This window comes from Anaerostipes sp. CAG:276 (assembly GCF_000432215.1).
Taxonomy (GTDB): Bacteria; Bacillota; Clostridia; order Lachnospirales; family Lachnospiraceae; genus Anaerostipes; species Anaerostipes caccae.
This window is the reverse complement of record NZ_FR889180.1, coordinates 32,978-52,098: the sequence shown is the minus strand read 5'-3', so window position 1 is coordinate 52,098 and position 19,121 is coordinate 32,978. Positions and strand designations below refer to the sequence as shown.

The following is a 19,121-nucleotide window of genomic DNA, read 5'->3' as shown; positions in this document are numbered from 1 at the left end:
GCGTGAGGGTGCAACGACTTCTGTTCTGGGGATCACCTCTCTTCAGATGGGAGTTTTCGGAGGAATTATTGTGGGTCTTGGCGTAGCGGCGCTGCATAACAAATTTTATAAGATCAGGCTTCCGGAAGCCTTGTCTTTTTTTGGCGGAACAAGATTTGTGCCGGTAATCAGTACGGTTGTATTCGTATTTGTCGGGATCATTATGTATTTTATCTGGCCGCCGATCCAGGATGTCATGTATGCGGCAGGGGGACTTGTGAGTGCATCGGGTTATTTCGGCACCTTTATCTATGGCGTTATGGAGCGTGCGCTCATTCCGTTTGGACTGCACCATGTATTTTATCTGCCCTTCTGGCAGACTTCTCTTGGAGGAACGATGGAAATCGGAGGAAGGATGATCGACGGTGCTCAAAATATCTTCTTCGCACAGCTGGCCGATCCGGGGACAACCCATTTTGCGGTTTCCGCCACAAGATTTATGACAGGTAAGTTTCCTCTGATGATCTTTGGCCTGCCTGGAGCTGCATTTGCTATGTACAGGTGTGCGGAACCGGAAAAGAGGAAAGCCGTGGGCGGCCTTCTGATATCCGCAGCCCTCACATCTATGCTGACAGGGATTACGGAGCCTTTGGAATTTACTTTTTTATTTGTGGCACCTGGACTGTATGTGATTCACTGCGTGTTTGCAGGAGCGGCTTATATGCTGATGCATATCCTGAATGTCTGTGTCGGCCTGACATTTTCGGGCGGCATTATTGATATGTTCTTGTTTGGAGTTCTGCAGGGACAGGCAAAAACAAACTGGCTGATGTTTATTCCGGTAGGCCTCATATATTTCACTGTATACTACTTTATGTTCAGTTTTTTGATCAGGAAGCTGGATTTAAAAACCCCTGGACGTGAAAAGGAAGACAAGGAAATAAAACTATACACTAGAGCCGACATGGCTGCAGAACATCAGAAAGAAGGAGAAGAAACCGACGGTTCTGATCTATCAGCGCTCATTGCCGCGGGGCTGGGAGGGAAGGAAAACATCAAAGACGTGGACTGCTGTGTGACACGGCTAAGATGTACCATTGCCGACCCTTCAAAAGTGAATGACAGGATGCTGCAAAAAAGCGGATCACGGGGCATTGTAAAAAAAGGAGACGGGGTTCAGATTATCTATGGGCCGATGGTCACTGTTATAAAATCAAATCTGGAAGATTATCTGGCCAGCAGCTTGTCGGACAGGGCAGCAGAAGCACCGAGAGCCCCTGTGGCAGAAGAGATGCCGGAGGTGGCAGCGGAAACTGTCTGTATGCCGGTCAATGGAGAAGCAGTAGAACTGGATGAAGTGGAAGATGAGGTCTTTGCAGAAGGGATGCTCGGACAGGGGTTTGCCGTAAGACCTTCTGACGGAAATGTGATTTCACCTGTGGACGGTACAGTCACTACGGTATTTAACACGAAGCACGCTATATGCATCACGTCTGGGGGCGGGGCTGAGGTCCTGGTTCATATGGGAATTGATACAGTCAAACTTGCCGGGAAATATTATCATGTGAAGGTGGAGTCAGGCATGAAAGTGAGAAAAGGGGACCGGATCGCTGAGTTTGATCTTGAAAAGATCAAGCAGGAGGGCTTTTTTGTCACAACACCTGTGGTGGTGAGCAATAGTGAAGAGTATACAAGCATTACCATAGAGAACACCGGGGAATTGGACGCCGGAACAAAAGTGCTTACATTAAAAAAATAGGAATAAGTGAAAAAGATCTTCCAACGGATGGCCGCAAGAAGATCTTTTGTCTGGATCGTTCTTTATCACAAAGTCATCAAGTGCCATAAATATATAATATATTGAGGGAGATATGGATCATGGATCCTGCAAAAGCTGGATCATTATATTCGTTGCTGTATTTACGGTATTGATCTCAGACTCTACTGAACGGGATGCGATGTGGGCAGTTTGGATAAAGTGATCCATCTTGATCAGCTCATCGACCCACGGTTCCCTATGGGGAGGTTCTGTGGTGAAGACGTCGGATGCACAGGCGTAGATCTCCTTGTTTTTTAAAGCTTTGTAAAGAGCGTATTCGTTTACAATTCCGCCCCGGGCTGCATTTATTAAGACAGCCGTGTCCTTCATCATTTTAAACTCTTTGGTTGAGATCATGTCTTTTGTATTTTCAGTAAGCGGCACGTGGATGGATATAAAATCACATTCTTTCAGGATATGATTCACAGATGTTTGCTTTGCGTTGTATTCAGCCAGTACATCTTGGGCAGCATCAAACATATCATAGATCAGAACTTCCATTCCGATCCCGTTTGCTATTCTCGCGACATGTTTTCCGATATTACCAAACCCGATAATACCAATTTTCTTATGAAAGAGTTCCAGTCCTGTTGGTTTGTCCCAGCCGTGACTTTTGACATTCATAGCATTGCTCACAATATGCCTTGCCGCTGCAAACATCATTCCGATGGTGAGTTCGGCGACTGCATTGGAATTCGTTCCAATGCAGCGGCCGACTTTAATCCCTAGTTCTTCACAGACAGAAAGATCAATATTATCGGTCCCAACCCCGAATTTCACAATGGCTTTTAGGTGCCTGCATTTCCGGAGGAGCTCTTCATTCAGTTCGTCAACGCCCGCGATGATCCCGGACGCCCGCTTTGCTTTTTCTGCAAACACGTCTTTTGGAAGTGGTCTGCCTGTATGATTGACGTCCATTTCATAGCCAAGTACTTCTAAACGTTTTCCTGCTTTACTGCCGTATTTTGCGTATCCTCTCGGTGTTACTAGAATCGTTTTCATATGCTCATCCTTTTCTTACGTCTGTTACAATATCACGCAGCTTTTTTGCGTTTGCCGCAATTTCCTCTGTGGAACCTTTGGTAAGTAATCCGCCCAGGCCAACGCAGTCAGCTCCGCTGTCAAACCACTCTGCAAGGTTGTCGAAGTCAACTCCGCCTGATGCCATGACCGGCACCTGGGGGCATGGGACTTTTACCACTTTAGCTAAGCTGGGGCCGTAGTAATTGGAGATTGGAAATGCCTTTATAAAGGATGCGCCTGCCTTTAATGCCGTCAACATTTCCGTATAAGAAGTACATCCCGGTGCATATGGAATCTGGTATAAGTTGCAAATTTGCGCGACACCGTCGTCATAACAAGGGGCAATGATAAATTGTGCCCCGCTCATAATTGCAAGGCGGGCCGTTGTTCCGTCCAGGACGGTGCCTGCGCCGACCAGAAGATCCTCCTTATATTTCTTTTTTAAAGCAGAGATCACTTCTCCGGCGTTGTTGTTGGTATAGCTGATTTCAAGAACATTGACTCCGCCATCCAGGCATCCCTGAGCGATCTCATAACCACGTTCCACAGTATCCACCCGGACGATTGCCATTAAGCCGGTTTTTTTGATTCCTAAAATAATTTCTTCCTTTTTCATTTTTATCTCTTCTTTCTTTTATAAGTTATAAGTCTCTGGATGTAATAAATTTCATTTTGTCTAATTTAGCCTTTTTGAAACTATCTTCAAGATGCGTACCGCCTGTGTAGTTATCAATAAAATAACCCTCGACCAAGACAGGATGAACGTATACCTCTGCCTTCTTTTCTTTCATAAGCTGGGGATTCCTGCTCTTGCGGTTTTTATCAAAGGTGGCCACACTGCTGGAATAGTCTGTATGACGAAGGTGCAGCTGATTCATTTTTTTCTTCCACTGGGTGCCGTAGAAATGCCGCCATTTACTCCCGTTAAAAAAACTGTTTCCAATGTAACGGACAGATTCAAATTTGTATTTTTTTAACAAGGGTATCAATCCGTAAAGAACCGGAATATCATAAAATGCACAGTGGTGGGAGTCTATATTCATTAGAGAAAAACCTCCGCTTAAATACTTTTGGATCTGTGCTTCTATTTCCTCTGCGATGACATCTGCGTACATTGGTGTAACCCGGTGCAGAAAATCGGGGTGATAATCAAACAGATCTGATCTGGCATATTGTTTCAGCTTTTTAATCCCGGAGGTTAACGGTGTCCCGTCGAACAGATTGATATGTAAGCCGACCTTGTGCTTAAAGTTATTTTTTTCTGCCAGGGACACTGCCTCATCAAAATAATTCGTGTTGGTCACGACAGAAGCCTGGGAGCAAAAACCTTCATTGAAGGCTTTTGCGATTCCCAGATTCGCTTCATGGGTCAATCCAAAATCGTCAGCATTTAGTATAATTTTCATGGTTTATCCTCTAAAAGAATCCGATCAGTGTTCCCACTGTGCCAATTAGGATCAGCACCAGCAATATGATGTTTACATTGACTTTTTTTCTCAACATAAATACAGTTAATAGAGTGATTCCCAACGGCAGTATACCTTTTAAGATACTGTCAAATACCGCAGTCTGCACGTCCAGTGTACCTGTGCTTAAATTTAACTTTAATCCGCAGGACACAGTTACATAAGATGCCACCAGTCCTCCCAGTACAGTTGCCCCGACGATGGTTGCTTTTTCGGTTACTTTGTTTAATAAACCGCTTCCGATGATCTTTCCGATTCCTTCGCGTCCCATATAGTAACCTTTGGTATAGGATAAGTAACCAAGACCGAATAACACAACACCAATGATCAATAAGTAGATGATCGGTCCTAAGAAGTTGCCGGCCTTTGCCATACCAAGGATAATACCCAATGCTATGGGGGATAACGTTCCCTGCCAGATTGTGTCGCCGATACCTGCCAGAGGTCCCATCAAACCTGTTTTGATGCTTGAGATCATTTCTTCGTCTACATCTTCACCGTTTGCTTTTTGCTCTTCTAAGGCAAGAGTAATCCCTAAGATACAGCCTCCTACATTCGGTTCTGTATTAAAGAACTCCATGTGTCGTTTGCATGCGTCTTTTAATTCCTGTGTCTCTTTTCCGTATAATTTTTCCAGACTCGGCGCCAGAGTATGCAGCACCCCGGAAGCCTGCATTCGTTCATAGTTGTAGGTTGAATGGCTGAAGAATGTCCAGATCAGATAGGACTTAATGATATCTTTTTTACTTAATCTCTTTTTTTCTATGGTTTCCATGTTGATTCCTCCCTAACTTAAAGCTGAACTTTCGCTGTTCTGTAAAAGTGCTATAATCACTGCTAAAATACCGATGACCACCAGTGGCAGGTTGATATAAATAGATAAAATAAAACCTAACAGCAGATATAAGTATGCTTTTGCCCCAGCGTTAGATAAGATGGCTTTAAAATTCATTGCAATACCAAGGGCAGGAAGAATTGTCCCGATCGTAGTCAATACATCAATCACTGGTGTCCCTTTTAATGCCTGCAGCATACTTGTAATAACACCTGACCCGCTATATACGGCAATTGCTACCGGAATGGTATAAATGATACACTTAAAAATCTGGGAAGGAACGATGTTATAGAAAATAATTTTCTTTATATCTCCTGTCTCCGCAATTTTATCGGTTCTATGGACAATGAAAATATCCCCTGTCATATAAATCATCCATAATAAGTTGCCCAGTAAGGAAATCGGTACTGCAAGTGTCACTGCGACTCCTGTGGATGCATTTGAAATAATCGCCAGTGCTGTTCCGACAGTTCCCGCCAGGCCCTCATCCATGGTCTGGGCGCCGCCTGCCGTAATCTGTGCAAGATAGGTTACATTGATCGCTGCACCGACCATACAACCTTTGACAGGATCACCTAAAATTAGACCAACCAGGATCCCTGATATCAAAGGCCTTCTCAGCGCCCAGCTCATGTTAACAGTAAGCCATGGTGTCCCATTTGCTCCTAAATAGTAGACCAGGCCAATCAAAACTGCCTGTAAAATTGAAATATGCATGTTTCTCCCTCCGCTTAAAGTATTTTATTTATCTCTACAGTTTCCATGTTTGGCACGACCTGAATAAATACATGTACATGCTGTGCTGACAATTGCTTCAACATATCCCGTTCTTTATCACTTGCTGAAATATTTTTATATAACTTTTTTCGTTCTTGTGTAGAACCCATTCCGCCTAAATTAATTTCTTTTATTTGGACACCTTTCTCAATCAAATCCAGAAAAACCTTGGGTCCCTTTGCTAAAATAATGATGTTTTTATCCTCATCTTTTATCTTCTCTAAATACTCTGCGGCGCCGTCAATGGTCATTGCCTGAGCGCTTAGGTGCTTTGGCACTGCGCCTGTAATGACTGCGCTTAAAAATGGATCCTTTGCGACTTTGTCGTCTACGATCACAATTTCATTCCCTCCCACATGCTGGACCCATGCTGTCATGACCTGGCCGTGAATCAAACGGTCGTCGATCCGTGATAATACTATTTTGCTCATAATGTCCCTCCTCTCTCCATATTTAATGATAATTTAGCAATTCCCTGTTTTCCGGTCTCAACAAGATAATCTGCCAGCTCATCCAATTTCATATCGTTTCTTTTCAAGGCTGCTTCCACCAGCATAGATAAATTAATTCCCGATACACAGACAACATGTTTGTCCCTGTTATGATCAATCGCCTGGGCTGCGGCATTGTATGGGCTGGCTCCTAATAAGTCTGTCATGAATAAGATATCGTGATCTGTGTCCGCAGCGAAAGAATCGACCCTTTTGATAAAAGTATCAATGCTGTCCTCATGCCGCAATCCAAGAAACCATATGTTTTCCTGCTTCCCTATTATAAGCTCCAATGCATCGACCATGCCTTCTGCAAGTCCACCGTGTGTTGCCACTATAATGTCTGTCATCTACATCCTCCTTCACTCGTTAAATGGTAATTCGTTCTGTATGCGCTTACATCACTTAGGCATATCCTAACCCACAATTCTTATATACGCAAATTTTTTATATACACACTTAATTTACACTCTGTTTGAGTTTTTTACGGTGTATTTTGCATGAATTTTAAGTTTAGTGTATGATGAGTGTATATTAATTACGTCTGATTCAATTTGTGTGTGTTATAGAAACACCATAATCAGCACCAAATATACGCAGGAGATATGGCCATGTCTACGAACAAAGAGAAAATTTTATCCTATTTAAAAGAAGAAACCTTGCAAAGCATCAATCATCATAATTTTACCTTTGAAAAATGCAATGCGCTTATTCTGTCGATGGAGTTATATATTGACAGGACAAATGTGTCACGTATCCTAAATGATCTGCACAAAGAAGGAAAATTAATCAAGAAGGCAGGACGCCCCACCACTTTTATTTCAAGAGAGATCATCCGGAACTCTTTTCCTTTTGTATCCATCCCTGATACACTGAATAAAAATGAAACTATTTCAGACTTCATCCGATATGACGTACCGGCAAAAGAACAGATCATCGTCCAGTCGTTTTCTATTATCGGAAGTCAGCAAAATGGGTCCTTATATGAAGCTGTAACCAGGATCCTGCCTGTATTTTATCTCCCTAAATATTTCTTTAAGATCTTTTTTATGCAGGGGGAAGCTGGGACGGGGAAGAAGTTTTTCTTAGAAGAAATGTTAAACCGTGCAAAAACGTTGGGATTGGCTTCCCGGGAATCATCGGTTTATTATATTGAATTCAGCGATATTTACGTCAATCTAAGGCAGACCATAGAGATGATAGAAAAGGATCATAATATTTTTATCCTGGCAATTGAGTTTGTTCAAAAAAACGTAGACTCTGAAATCTTAAGCGGTTTTGTACATTCTCTTCAAATCCAATATAAAAATAAAAAAGACGCACCGATGATCGCCTTTATTGCGGCATCAGAATTACAGTCAGACCTGCTTCATTCCATCAGCCCTGTCATCCTGAACTTTCCTTCCGCAAAAGACCGGCCGCAATCAGAGTTGATTTCGATTCTATTGAATATGATCCAAAAAGAGAGCAACCGTTTAGATAAAACAATGTTTGTATCTTCCCAATTCATTCAGCTGATTTTACATAAGTGCAGCAACCTGCATCAATTAGAAAATGAGATTTTATATACAATTTCAAGGATTCTCTATACATCAAGTACTGCAGGCAAAAACAATGAACTTATGTTAGATGCATCGGTCTTGTTTGATAATGAAAGGGAGAATTTTATAAAATCCATTCCTGAACTAAAGGCAGAGATCCCTGACAAGATACAGATCAGACCAAACGGAGAAATTGAGTTTGATCAATTGTTTCTAAACTCCAATGAGCCTTTGGCTGAAACAAAAAATATAGTTTCAGATTTCTTTTCAAAGCAGCTGCTGATCTGTTCCAGGGTGACTGCCGCTGTATCTGAGAACAGTTATTCCGGCGATAGGCTTATTTCAGGGATCACAAAAGCATTCAATAAAAGTGTATTCTGCCAGGACCCATTTTTAAAAGAAAAAGTGGAACATATGATTCTGTCTGTATTCCGGAAAGATAAAAGTCTGGATATTGTGAAGGAAACCCCTTCTATGGACATTCAAACACCACAGATGAAAGCACTGTTAAACAATCTGATTCAATTAGCACAGACAAACCACTGCAAACTGTCAAAAACCCAAGAAAAAATGATCCAATCTATACTGACATATGCCCACTTAATCATGAGTGATATCCATATTCCTGTGATCATTACCTCAAAATATCATTTGTTGGCAAGTAATTACGCAAATATATTCAATTTATTCTTTGACCGGAGAATCATACATACTTTTCCTGCTGTTTTATCCGAAAAAAGAAATGAGAAACGAACGAATCTTGAGAACTTATATGAATTTGCGGTCAGCATCAATCGGGGACAGGGGGTCCTGATCTTATCAGACGCGGATATGAAACAAACCATTACCAATTACTTTTTTCCTAAGACGAAGGTATTGTCTTATAATGTCCAGTTTCATTCCTTTATTCTGGTGAAAGAGATTTTAAAGCTGTCTGTGAAGAAAAATGCCAGTATTATTTCCATCATCCCAAACCTGTTAATAAGCCAGAATGATGAGATGAAGATATTAAAAGACAACCAGTTAAAGAGTTATACTTTAAGATCCGCAGATAAACATCTCTTGTTTGCGTCCAAGCTTACCCCCGGAATCAATACGTTTACAACGAATGAACTATTTTTTCGTGCTCTGAGAGCAATTGCAAAGAAGCTTGATATCAAGTTAAATAACAGCCTGATCTTTGAATTCCTTTTTCATGCAAACTGTATCTTATTTCAGAAGAAACATAATTTTGATTTTTCTAAAAATGTCATGGATCACATGGATATTGATTATGCTGTCTTAGAGGTCATCCAGGAGAAAATACAGGAGCTGTCCTCGCCTGATTTTCATGTATCTGCATTTACCATGAAGGATTATCAGATTCTGTATGAGGCTGTTTTCCACAGTGCGCTGCAGAGCTTATGGGAGAGATAAAGAATCGGTTTTCCGTCTTGACATTCCGCTTTTGTGTGATAAAATAAGGAATGATAAAGACAGAGAAGGTGCACAGTAAGGAAGTCTTTCCCGAATTTCACACCGGAGTCGTATCCCTGAAAGAACAGTAGGGGATAACGTTATCTGCACGTTACGCAGGAGACTAAGAGCCAGGTCGTTTTTTCCTGGAATTAGGGTGGTACCGCGAGATGATTCCCGTCCCTTATATATTTTATATAAGGGATGGGATTTTTTTCATTCTATTAGATCAGATTATAAAACAAGGAGAAGTGATTATGAAGGAGAAACTTGAGGCGATTAAAAAAGAAGCCTTGGAGAAGATCAACACAGCAGATGCCATGGACACTCTGAATGATATCAGGATAGCGGTTCTGGGCAAAAAGGGAGAACTTACCCAGGTATTAAAAGGCATGAAGAATGTTGCCAAAGAAGAACGTCCGATGGTCGGACAGATGGTCAATGACACGAGGGCAGCCGTAGAACAGGCATTGGAAAAGGAGATGGCTCTTCTTAAGAAAAAGATTATGGAAGAAAAGCTCAAAACAGAAGTTATTGATGTGACGCTTCCGGGGAAAGTCCATGAGAAAGGACACCGCCATCCGAACCAGATTGCTCTTGAAGACTTGGAACGGGTATTCATCGGAATGGGTTATGAAGTCGTGGAAGGCCCGGAGGTAGAATACGATAAGTATAATTTCGAGATGCTCAATATCCCGGAAAACCATCCGGCAAAAGATGAGCAGGATACCTTCTTTATTTCAAAGGATATTCTTCTGCGCACCCAGACTTCACCGGTACAGGCACGGGTCATGGAGACCGGACAGATGCCGATCCGTATGATTGCTCCGGGACGGGTGTTCCGCTCTGACGAGGTGGATGCCACCCATTCACCGTCATTCCATCAGGTCGAAGGTCTGGTCGTGGACAAGGGAATCACCTTTGCGGACTTAAAGGGAACCCTTCAGCAGTTTGCCACAGAGTTTTTCGGACCGGAGACAAAGGTGAAATTCCGTCCGCATCACTTCCCATTCACAGAGCCGAGTGCGGAAGTGGACATCACTTGCTTTAAGTGCGGAGGGAAAGGATGCCGTATGTGCAAGGGCAGCGGATGGATCGAGATTCTCGGATGCGGTATGGTGCACCCGAATGTTCTGCGGGCTTGCGGGATCGACCCGGAAGTTTATTCAGGATTTGCATTCGGAATCGGTCTGGAACGTGTGGCGCTCCTGAAGTATGAGATTGACGATATGCGCCTGCTGTATGAAAACGATAAGAGATTTTTGAGCCAGTTTTAATTTTCGGGCGGCAAAGGCAAGTGAATATATTTAGATTTTGAAGGAGAATAGAGAATGAATACACCAATTTCTTGGATCAGGGCATATGTGCCGGATCTTGACTGTACGATACAGGAATATGTAGATAAGATGACACTTTCCGGGTCCAATGTGGAATGCTATGAAGAATTAGATAAAAATCTGGAAAAGATCGTAGTGGGAAAAATTCTTTCCATAGAGAAGCATCCGGATGCCGACAAACTGATCGTTTGTCAGGTGGATGTGGGGACGGAAAATGTCCAGATCGTCACCGGAGCAAAGAATGTTTCTGAGGGTGATTTGGTACCGGTCGTTTTAGCAGGGGGGAAAGTGGCCGGCGGCCATGACGGAAGCCCAAACCCGGAAGAGGGAATTAAAATCAAAAAAGGAAAGCTTCGGGGAGTGCCGTCCTTTGGCATGATGTGTTCCGTGGAAGAACTGGGAACAAGCAGAGATATGTATCCCGAAGCACCGGAAGAGGGAATTTATATCTTCCAGAAAGATGTAAAACCGGGAGACGATGCGGTGGAAGCCATGGGACTCCGCGACCAGGTGGTGGAATTTGAGATTACCTCAAACCGTGTGGACTGTTTCAGTATGATCGGTATGGCCAGAGAAGCTGCGGCGACCTTTCGGAAGGAATTTCATCCGCCGGTCGTTACAAAGACAGGCAATGGCGAAGACGTCAATGATTTTATCAAAGTAACCGTAGAGGACACCGATCTTTGTCCGCGTTATACGGCAAGGGTTGTGAAAAATATCAAACTGGCACCGTCGCCGGAATGGATGCAGAGAAGACTTGCAGCTATGGGAATCCGTCCGATTAACAATCTGGTGGATATCACCAACTATGTGATGGAAGAATACGGACAGCCAATGCACGCCTATGATTTGGATACCATAGCTGGAAATGAGATCATCGTGCGGAGGGCAAAGGACGGAGACAAATTTACAACTCTTGACGGTGAAGAACGGAATTTAGACAGAGATGTCCTCATGATCTGTGATGGTGAAAAAGAGGTTGGACTCGCCGGTATCATGGGCGGAGAAAATTCCATGGTCACAGATGATATTAAAACACTTTTATTTGAAGCTGCATGTTTTAACGGAACAAACATCCGTCTGTCCTCAAAGAGGATCGGACTTCGGACTGACGCTTCCAGCAAGTTTGAAAAAGGGCTGGACCCGGAAAATGCCATGGCGGCTATGGACCGTGCATGCCAGCTGATCGAGGAACTGGGAGCAGGAGAAGTGATCGGAGGGGCAGTGGATGTCTATCCGGAACCAAAACAGCCGGTTTGTCTTCCTTTGGAAGTGGATAAGATCAATGCTTTGCTCGGAACGAATATTTCTATGGAAGAGATGATCGAATATTTCAGGCGTATTGATGTGGAATATGATATGAATTCCAACCAATTACGGATTCCTTCTTTCCGGCAGGATTTGAACTGTATGGCGGATCTGGCAGAGGAAGTGGCAAGATTCTACGGATACGACAACATTCCGGTCACTCTGCCGAGAGGAGAAGCGACTGCGGGGAAAAAGCCGTTTAAGATCCGTGTGGAGGATATTGCGAGAGAGTCTGCTGAGCAGAATGGATTCAGCGGAGGAATGTGCTACTCTTTTGAGAGCCCGAAAGTGTTTGATATGCTGCTGATTCCGGAAGGCGCAAAAGAGCGGGAAGCAATTAAAATTTCCAATCCGCTGGGTGAAGATTTCAGTATCATGAGAACTATTTCACTGAACGGCATGATGACGTCTCTGGCCAATAATTACAGCCACAGAAATCAGAATGTTCGTCTTTACGAGTTCGGAAATATTTATATTCCAAAGGCTCTTCCCCTCACGGAACTTCCGGAGGAGCGGATGCAGCTGACTCTGGGAATGTACGGAGACGGCGATTTCTTTACGCTTAAGGGAGTGCTGGAAGATATTTTGAAAGATCTCGGACTCGGCGGAGCGTCCGAATATATTCCGACCAGGGAGCATCCTTTCATGCATCCGGGCCGTCAGGCAGATGTGCTGATCAGAGGACAAAAGGCCGCATATATCGGACAGATGCATCCACAGGCCGCAGAAAACTACGGAATGAAAGGGGAAGTCTATGTGGCCGTCATAGATATGCCGGTTCTTACGGAACAGGCGACCTTTGACCGCAAATATACCGGGGTGGCAAAATTCCCTGCGATGAAGAGGGATCTCAGTATGGTGGTGAAAAAGGAGATCTTCGTTGGACAGATCGAAAAAATCTTCAGAGACAAGGGAGGAAAACTGCTGGAAGGCTTTGAACTGTTTGATGTGTATGAGGGCGACCAGATCGAAAAAGGATATAAGTCTGTGGCATATTCCCTGACCTTCCGTGCTCAGGACAGGACACTGGAGGAAGCAGAGGTTAATAAGATCGTTGATAAGATTTTAGAAGAATTAAAGACATTAGGCATTGAACTGAGGGCATAAGCGGGAAATAAGAGGAAATAATAAGAAGGGTAGAGAGAGTGCGGATTCTGCATATATTTCTACTCTTCTTTTCTTTTGTGTTAAATTTATTACAAAATAGTTACATATATTATGGAAATGTGTTATAATACCGTTGAAAATGTCACAGGAGGATATGAGAAATGAGCTATTTGAAAGGAATGATCGAAGAAATGCAGGAGACCGAGGGCAAGAAACACAGGAAGAAAAAAGTCATCGTTTGCATTCTGGCGGTTCTGGTTCTTTTGACAGCTGGTTTCTTGGGATACCGTGTTTATGCGAATTACAAAGAAGAACAGTTCTTTAAAAGCGTAAAACTAAGAGAGATCAAAGTAAAGCCTATGACACTTGAACACAAGGAAAAAGATGTGTTCACAGAAGCTTATCAGAAAGAATCCCAAAATCAGATTGACAAGCAAAAGAAAAAAGACTATACCATCCAGAAACCTATGGTGATCCAAAATGCATATGGGACAAATACGACGGCTTTGTACTATTACGGAAAAACAGACCGGGCTTCTTATGCAGTATGTACGGTAGAAGCACCTGATGCGGGGGCAGCAGTATACAAACATACGCTGAAGGGGAAAAAGAAGTACAGCACGACCCATGAATATCAGATCATTGGGCTGTCAGCCGGTACGAGAAATAAGGTGACCATGGAATTTTTTAACGAAGATGGAAGAGCTGTTGAAAAGCAGTACTTCTATGTGGATATACCGGAAGACGATGTTATTCCAAGGGTGCTGAAAAAGACAAAGGGAAGTTCCTCACAGAAGATGGAGGACGGGCTGTTTGCACTGTTGGGGCATGACAAGGCACAGAATGCAAATATTTATCTCTATGACAATAATGGAGTGAACCGGGGAAGGATGCCTTTAAATGACTATCGCACAGACCGTCTGCTCTTTGTCGGCGATGATATGGCTTACTCTTACGATTTTAACAAGATCGCCATGGTCAACAGGCTGGGGAAAGTCACAAAGACTTATGATCTTGGAGAAAATTATGAATTTCATCATGACTTTCTTTATGCAGAAAAACAAAATAAAATTATCTGCCTCGTCAATGACAAAAAACAGGATACCATTGAGGACATTGTAATTTCTGTTGATGTAAAGACGGGAGAAGTAAAGGAACTGATTGATTTTGAAGACTATTTTAAGACCATGCGGCTTCTGGCATACCGTCCGAAGAAAAACACTTATGGAGGAACGGGACTTGACTGGCTTCATTTAAACTCCATGAATATGATCGATGATGACAGTATGATTTTCAGCAGCAGGGAGCAGAGCACGCTTATTAAGATGAAAAATGTGTTTGAAAAACCGGAAGTGGATTATCTGATCCATGGAGGCACGATCTATAATGGAACGGATTATAAGAAATATCTGCTGAAAAAAGAAGGAAATTTTGTTGGCCAGGCGGGACAGCATACAATTTCGGTGGAACATGATAAGTCACTTCCGAAAGGCCAGTATTATCTCTACATGTTCAATAATAATTACGGATATTCTGCCACGATCAAGAATTTTGACTGGAGTATGTTCCCGGGAACCGGAACAATGAAAGAAGGGGAGAAGTCTATGTATTATAAGTATCTCGTGGATGAAAACAAGAGGACTTATAAACTGGTGCAGTCCTTTTCGATCCCTTACTCTCCGATCGTCAGCAGTGTTGAACACCTGAAGAATAATATTTCTTTTGGAAGCGGTACCAGCAAAACATTCGGAGAATATGACAAGGACGGAAAACTCATTTATTCCTTTTACTACGATGCGGACAAGTACTCTTACCGTGTTATGAAGTATGATTTTGAAGGATATTTATTCAGAGAATAGTTTTTGAATGACACAAAAACCCGGATATGCAGAGGTTATGCTGCATATCCGGGTTTTATTGGAGTTATGTATTTTTGGTTGTTCTCCTAGAGCTGGTCTTTCTTTTCCAGGATAGCGGCTGCAGCTGCGCAGGCAGGGCAGTCGCAGTATTCGGCGCCTTCCGCCTTGATCTCTCTGGCATGTGCCGCAACATCTTTTGCTTTGTCTGCCCCGAAAACCTGAGCTCCGGCTTCGGACTCTGCAAAACCGATCAAAGTGTCAATGGGCATAATATCTTCTTCCAATTCGGCAATGTATTTTTTTGTTTCCTCTGTCTCCGCTTCGGTGCCCACAGAATCCAGCCAGGTGTTAGCCGCATCTCTGGTTTCACTGCTGCATGTAGGAGAATCGATTAGTTCGCGGGTTTTTTCTACAACAAAATCTAATACATCTTTTTTCATAATGGGAACCTCCTCTGTCGTCCGGTTTTGATTTTATTTTACTCTTATTTAAGAAGAATTGCAATAATACCAGGTCAATAGGAAATCAAAGAAAACAGGGCTCTGCATTGCGGCGCTTTGTTTTTAATGCTATACTATCCTATTGAAAAGAAATTAGAGAAAACAGGAGCAATTATGAAAACATCAGATTTTACATTTGACCTGCCGGAAGAGCTGATCGCACAGGATCCGCTGACCGACCGTTCAAGTTCAAGATTATTAGTGTTAGACAAAGAAACAGGGGAGATAAGACACGAGGGTTTCCGGAATATTGCCGGTTATCTGAAAAGAGGAGACTGCCTTGTGTTAAACGATACGAAGGTTATCCCTGCCCGGCTGATTGGTGAAAAAGAGGGAACAGGTGCGAAAATCGAGGTCCTGCTCTTAAAAAGAAAACAGGACAATACGTGGGAAACACTTGTAAAACCGGGAAGGAAGGCGAAGCCGGGGACGAGAATTTCGTTTGGACAGGGGAAACTTGTCGGTGAGGTTACGGACATTGTGGACGAAGGAAACCGTCTCGTGAAGTTCGAGTTTGACGGGATTTTTGAGGAAGTGCTGGACGAGCTGGGACAGATGCCTCTGCCTCCGTACATCACTCATCAGCTGAAGGATAAGAACCGGTATCAGACCGTATACGCCAAACACGAAGGGTCTGCGGCGGCGCCGACAGCAGGGCTGCATTTTACAAAGGAACTGCTGAAAGAGATCGAAGAAAAAGGGATACGGCTTGCCTATGTCACTCTGCATGTGGGGCTTGGAACGTTCCGTCCTGTGAAGGTGGAAGATGTCACAGAACATCATATGCACTCTGAATTTTATGTTGTAGATGAAGAGGCAGCAGAAAAAATCAATAAAACCAGAAAAGAAGGCGGAAGGATCATTTCCGTTGGTACGACCAGCACAAGAACTTTGGAATCCGCGGCAGATGAAAACGGATTTATTGAACCTAAGAGCGGATGGACGGAGATCTTTATTTATCCGGGTTATAAGTTTAAGGTCATTGACGGTCTTATCACTAATTTTCATCTGCCGGAATCTACACTTTTGATGCTGGTGTCTGCACTGGCGGGAAAAGAGCATATTTTAAAGGCGTATGACGAGGCTGTGAAGGAGCGGTACCGTTTCTTCAGCTTTGGTGATGCGATGTTTATAATGTGAGTAAAAAATTCTGAAGCGAAACAGGCAGAATGACAAAGACATTGTATTCCGTATCGTAAGAATCAATGCCCAGATTTGGCAGACACATCCCTTTCGGGAGGGCAACACCCGCAGCGTTATTGTCTTTGCGGTATTGCTTGCCTGGGAAATATGAGAAAATTGGCGATTATATGGTGCGGGACTATAAAGAGCGGCCGCATGAATATCAGGAACATGAGAAATTCAAAAAATAGGAGCGGAAAATGATGAACGGACAAAACAGGTCTGATGTGAAGATTGGAGCGGCGGTCAAGATTGTCCTGAAAGCGGACCAACGGACCGGAAAGCTGACAGAAGGAATTGTAGCTCGGCTATTGACAAAGAGCAGCTACCATCCCCATGGCATAAAAGTGATGCTTGAGGATGGGCAGGTAGGCCGGGTACAGGATATTGTCAGATAGATATGGATATGAAAGAAACCATGGTATTTGTGGAGACTTAATCTATGAGTAAAAAAATATTTTAGACACTGCAGTAAATTTTATAGAATCAAACCTCCATAATGATATAGGACTGCGTGATGTTGCAAATCACGCAGGTTATTCATATTTTCATATGACACGTGTGTTTACTGCGGTTTTAGGTGAATCTGTGGGCAGCTACATAAATAAACGCAGGTTGTATGAAGCTTCAAGAAGTCTGATTTATTCGAAACAAAAAATTATAGATATTGCAATAGACAGCGGATTTGAATCATCAGAAGCATTTAGCCGCGCTTTTAAAAATATATTTCATGTGTCACCTACCGTTTATAGAAAAAATGGTCTTAATTTAGTTGTAAAAACAAAACGAAAACTAGAACAAGAACATATTTCTCACATTACTTAAAATATTTCTGTAACCCCTCAAATAATTGAAACTGAAGACATAGTGATAGCAGGTATAAGAGGAACTACTACTTTTTATAATAATTCATTACCTAAACTATGGTCTCAATATATGAAAATGTGTAGAATTCATAATATGAATACAATTGGTTATAGTATATATGAAAGTCATAATGCTTCATATTTAGAAAATGATGATCTTCGTTTTTCAGTGATGATAGGCTCACCAATTGAAGCATTTTTAACTGTACCAAAATCTTTTGAAAAAAAGACGTTGTCCAAAGGAAAATATGCGGTGTTTACACATACCGGTTCTCTCCAGAACCTGGTATTATCCTATGACTATATTTATGGAGTTTGGGCAATGTCTTCAAAATTTCAACTAGATAATCGTGAATCATATGAAATATACGATGGGCAAGTACGTGAGTATACAGACGCAGATAATTATGTCCTTATCTACATTCCTATAAAATAAGCTTTTTATATTTTGACGAATGCACCATCCTCAAATTGTGAATTGGAAGTTTTGATGTCAACTGTGAAATTTTCTGCTTTTATATCATTTACTAAAGAATATGTCTGCCAACCATTTTTTTCTAATCCACCCCAACAAATTTCCACAGTACCCAATGTCACATCAAAAACCATACTTTTAATTGTGCCAAAGAAATTATCATACCAGTTACAGCATAATCCCTCAGGATATTTAGATAAAAGTAATGTCTTTAAATCCCTGGTATTTATCCCATGGGATTGATTCACGAAATTTTCAATATAATTATATCGACAAACTGAATGTTTCATTGCCATCGGCTCAAGATTAATTATTTCCTGCAAATGTGCGTGATTGGTTGAATGTAAATACTGCTGTTCAGTAGTATCATCAATTTTTCTAAAAGCTTTAACCCCATCTAATGTTTCAAATAAAGCAGCGTTCCCCTCTTTATCAGCAAGAATCAGATTGATATTGTAGGCAATCGGCATATCTTCTAGAGTCTGCAGAGCTTCTTCTACATTCTTGCAGTTTTCTAATAAAGATCGTATGACCGCCCAAAATTGTAAACCTGTAACAGCGGGTCTGCGCATGACTTCCATATTGCCAACCGGCATACCGCAAGATGTTTGAGCAGCCATCAGGCCACATTCATTTATTCCCTCGCCACGCCCAAACTGCATCATGCTTCCACCCATGTGAGCATACTTACCTGTAACTTTGGTCTTGCAGAAGGAAAAGTCCTCCATCTTGTGAGAAAACTCATAATTACGAGCTGCCATTACATGTCCGTTTGCTGTTAATTTAGGCAGTACAGCAAGCAAAGAACAACCGGGCGTTAAATAAGTCATTGCATAGTAAAGCATTTGCAATCTTGTTGTTTTAATAGCTTCTGCAAAACCTTGCAATTCTTCGTTCAGTCCGGGGCAATAACAATCAAACATTTCGGTCATTTGTGCCGCTTGTTTTTCCGTATAAGCACCGGGTGGGCATTTTTGCATTTCTGCAAATTGAGGGCAGTTCATTGCGATTTTCCCAAGCTGATACCCAATTTCATAATTCGAGCCGCATAATTCAAAAATACTTACATTTGCTTTTTCCATAAAGCACCTCTTTTCTTAA

The 19,121-nt window shown here is 42.3% G+C and carries 19 protein-coding genes and 1 other annotated feature; of the genes, 10 read left to right on the top strand and 9 right to left on the bottom strand.

Translation table 11 applies throughout. The features are described 5' to 3' along the window. The coding region (locus tag QVP35_RS04905) for a PTS transporter subunit IIABC (RefSeq protein WP_288187754.1) at positions 1-1,738 on the top strand (1,738 nt) is incomplete at its 5' end. Positions 1,739-1,855: 117 nt separating this feature from the next. Here the strand turns inward: QVP35_RS04905 and QVP35_RS04900 are convergent. Genes QVP35_RS04900 through QVP35_RS04870 form a run of 7 tightly spaced genes read right to left on the bottom strand, consistent with a single transcriptional unit; the run spans position 1,856 to position 6,740 of the window. Then, positions 1,856-2,800: a phosphoglycerate dehydrogenase gene (locus QVP35_RS04900; RefSeq protein WP_006568885.1), complete on the bottom strand. Its 945-nt coding sequence runs from the start codon at positions 2,798-2,800 to the stop codon at positions 1,856-1,858. Between the two features lie 4 nt (positions 2,801-2,804). Then, complete coding sequence (locus QVP35_RS04895; RefSeq protein WP_006568886.1) at positions 2,805-3,437, bottom strand: ketohydroxyglutarate aldolase; 633 nt, start codon at positions 3,435-3,437, stop codon at positions 2,805-2,807. 25 nt (positions 3,438-3,462) lie between these two features. Further along, a complete protein-coding gene (locus QVP35_RS04890) occupies positions 3,463-4,227 on the bottom strand; it encodes a ChbG/HpnK family deacetylase (RefSeq protein WP_006568887.1) in 765 nt (254 codons plus the stop codon). 10 nt (positions 4,228-4,237) lie between these two features. Next, entirely contained in the window at positions 4,238-5,062 is an 825-nt protein-coding gene (locus tag QVP35_RS04885; protein WP_006568888.1) for a PTS system mannose/fructose/sorbose family transporter subunit IID, read from the bottom strand. A gap of 12 nt (positions 5,063-5,074) precedes the next feature. Then, a complete protein-coding gene (locus QVP35_RS04880; protein ID WP_009288737.1) occupies positions 5,075-5,839 on the bottom strand; it encodes a PTS mannose/fructose/sorbose/N-acetylgalactosamine transporter subunit IIC in 765 nt (254 codons plus the stop codon). Positions 5,840-5,853: 14 nt separating this feature from the next. Beyond that, a complete protein-coding gene (locus QVP35_RS04875) occupies positions 5,854-6,330 on the bottom strand; it encodes a PTS sugar transporter subunit IIB (protein WP_009288736.1) in 477 nt (158 codons plus the stop codon). Continuing rightward, positions 6,327-6,740, bottom strand: coding sequence for a PTS sugar transporter subunit IIA (locus QVP35_RS04870; protein WP_009288735.1), 414 nt, complete (start codon positions 6,738-6,740; stop codon positions 6,327-6,329). Before QVP35_RS04870 ends, QVP35_RS04875 begins: the two co-directional genes overlap by 4 nt. A 261-nt stretch (positions 6,741-7,001) precedes the next feature. On the opposite strand from QVP35_RS04870, the gene QVP35_RS04865 reads away from it, so the two are divergent. From QVP35_RS04865 to QVP35_RS04850, 4 genes are all read left to right on the top strand, one after another. After that, positions 7,002-9,347 carry a hypothetical protein gene (locus QVP35_RS04865; RefSeq protein ID WP_022260850.1) on the top strand — a complete coding sequence of 782 codons (2,346 nt, stop codon included), beginning with the start codon at positions 7,002-7,004 and terminating at the stop codon, positions 9,345-9,347. Positions 9,348-9,400: 53 nt separating this feature from the next. Further along, positions 9,401-9,574: a binding site (T-box leader), on the top strand. Positions 9,575-9,643: 69 nt separating this feature from the next. Further along, positions 9,644-10,663, top strand: coding sequence for a phenylalanine--tRNA ligase subunit alpha (gene pheS, locus QVP35_RS04860; RefSeq protein WP_009288732.1), 1,020 nt, complete (start codon positions 9,644-9,646; stop codon positions 10,661-10,663). 54 nt (positions 10,664-10,717) lie between these two features. Next, entirely contained in the window at positions 10,718-13,138 is a 2,421-nt protein-coding gene (gene pheT / locus QVP35_RS04855) for a phenylalanine--tRNA ligase subunit beta (protein ID WP_009288731.1), read from the top strand. 161 nt (positions 13,139-13,299) lie between these two features. Beyond that, complete coding sequence (locus QVP35_RS04850; RefSeq protein WP_009288730.1) at positions 13,300-14,997, top strand: aryl-sulfate sulfotransferase; 1,698 nt, start codon at positions 13,300-13,302, stop codon at positions 14,995-14,997. An 86-nt stretch (positions 14,998-15,083) separates the two neighbouring features. On the opposite strand, the gene QVP35_RS04845 is transcribed toward QVP35_RS04850, so the two are convergent. Further along, the gene (locus tag QVP35_RS04845) at positions 15,084-15,437 is read right to left on the bottom strand and encodes a hypothetical protein (protein WP_006568897.1); all 354 of its coding nucleotides are present in this window, start codon (positions 15,435-15,437) and stop codon (positions 15,084-15,086) included. Positions 15,438-15,611: 174 nt separating this feature from the next. Here QVP35_RS04845 and queA point away from each other — a divergent pair, with 174 nt between their 5' ends. The 5 genes from queA to QVP35_RS04830 all read left to right on the top strand — a co-directional run bounded on the left by queA (position 15,612) and on the right by QVP35_RS04830 (position 17,981). Next, positions 15,612-16,637 (top strand): tRNA preQ1(34) S-adenosylmethionine ribosyltransferase-isomerase QueA, encoded by a 1,026-nt coding sequence (queA, locus tag QVP35_RS04840; RefSeq protein ID WP_009288729.1) that lies wholly within the window; start codon positions 15,612-15,614, stop codon positions 16,635-16,637. A 7-nt stretch (positions 16,638-16,644) separates the two neighbouring features. Then, entirely contained in the window at positions 16,645-16,791 is a 147-nt protein-coding gene (locus tag QVP35_RS16700; protein WP_083809522.1) for a Fic family protein, read from the top strand. An 88-nt stretch (positions 16,792-16,879) separates the two neighbouring features. Then, entirely contained in the window at positions 16,880-17,077 is a 198-nt protein-coding gene (locus tag QVP35_RS04835; protein ID WP_009288728.1) for a YwbE family protein, read from the top strand. A 58-nt stretch (positions 17,078-17,135) separates the two neighbouring features. Then, positions 17,136-17,504, top strand: a complete 369-nt coding sequence (locus tag QVP35_RS16695) for a helix-turn-helix transcriptional regulator (protein WP_108912274.1) — start codon at positions 17,136-17,138, stop codon at positions 17,502-17,504. Positions 17,505-17,507: 3 nt separating this feature from the next. Then, positions 17,508-17,981, top strand: coding sequence for a GyrI-like domain-containing protein (locus QVP35_RS04830; protein ID WP_227060239.1), 474 nt, complete (start codon positions 17,508-17,510; stop codon positions 17,979-17,981). A gap of 5 nt (positions 17,982-17,986) precedes the next feature. Here the strand turns inward: QVP35_RS04830 and QVP35_RS04825 are convergent, their stop codons facing one another. Further along, on the bottom strand, positions 17,987-19,102 hold the full coding sequence (locus tag QVP35_RS04825) for an acyl-CoA--6-aminopenicillanic acid acyltransferase (RefSeq protein ID WP_009288725.1): 1,116 nt from the start codon (positions 19,100-19,102) through the stop codon (positions 17,987-17,989). Positions 19,103-19,121: the final 19 nt, after the last annotated feature.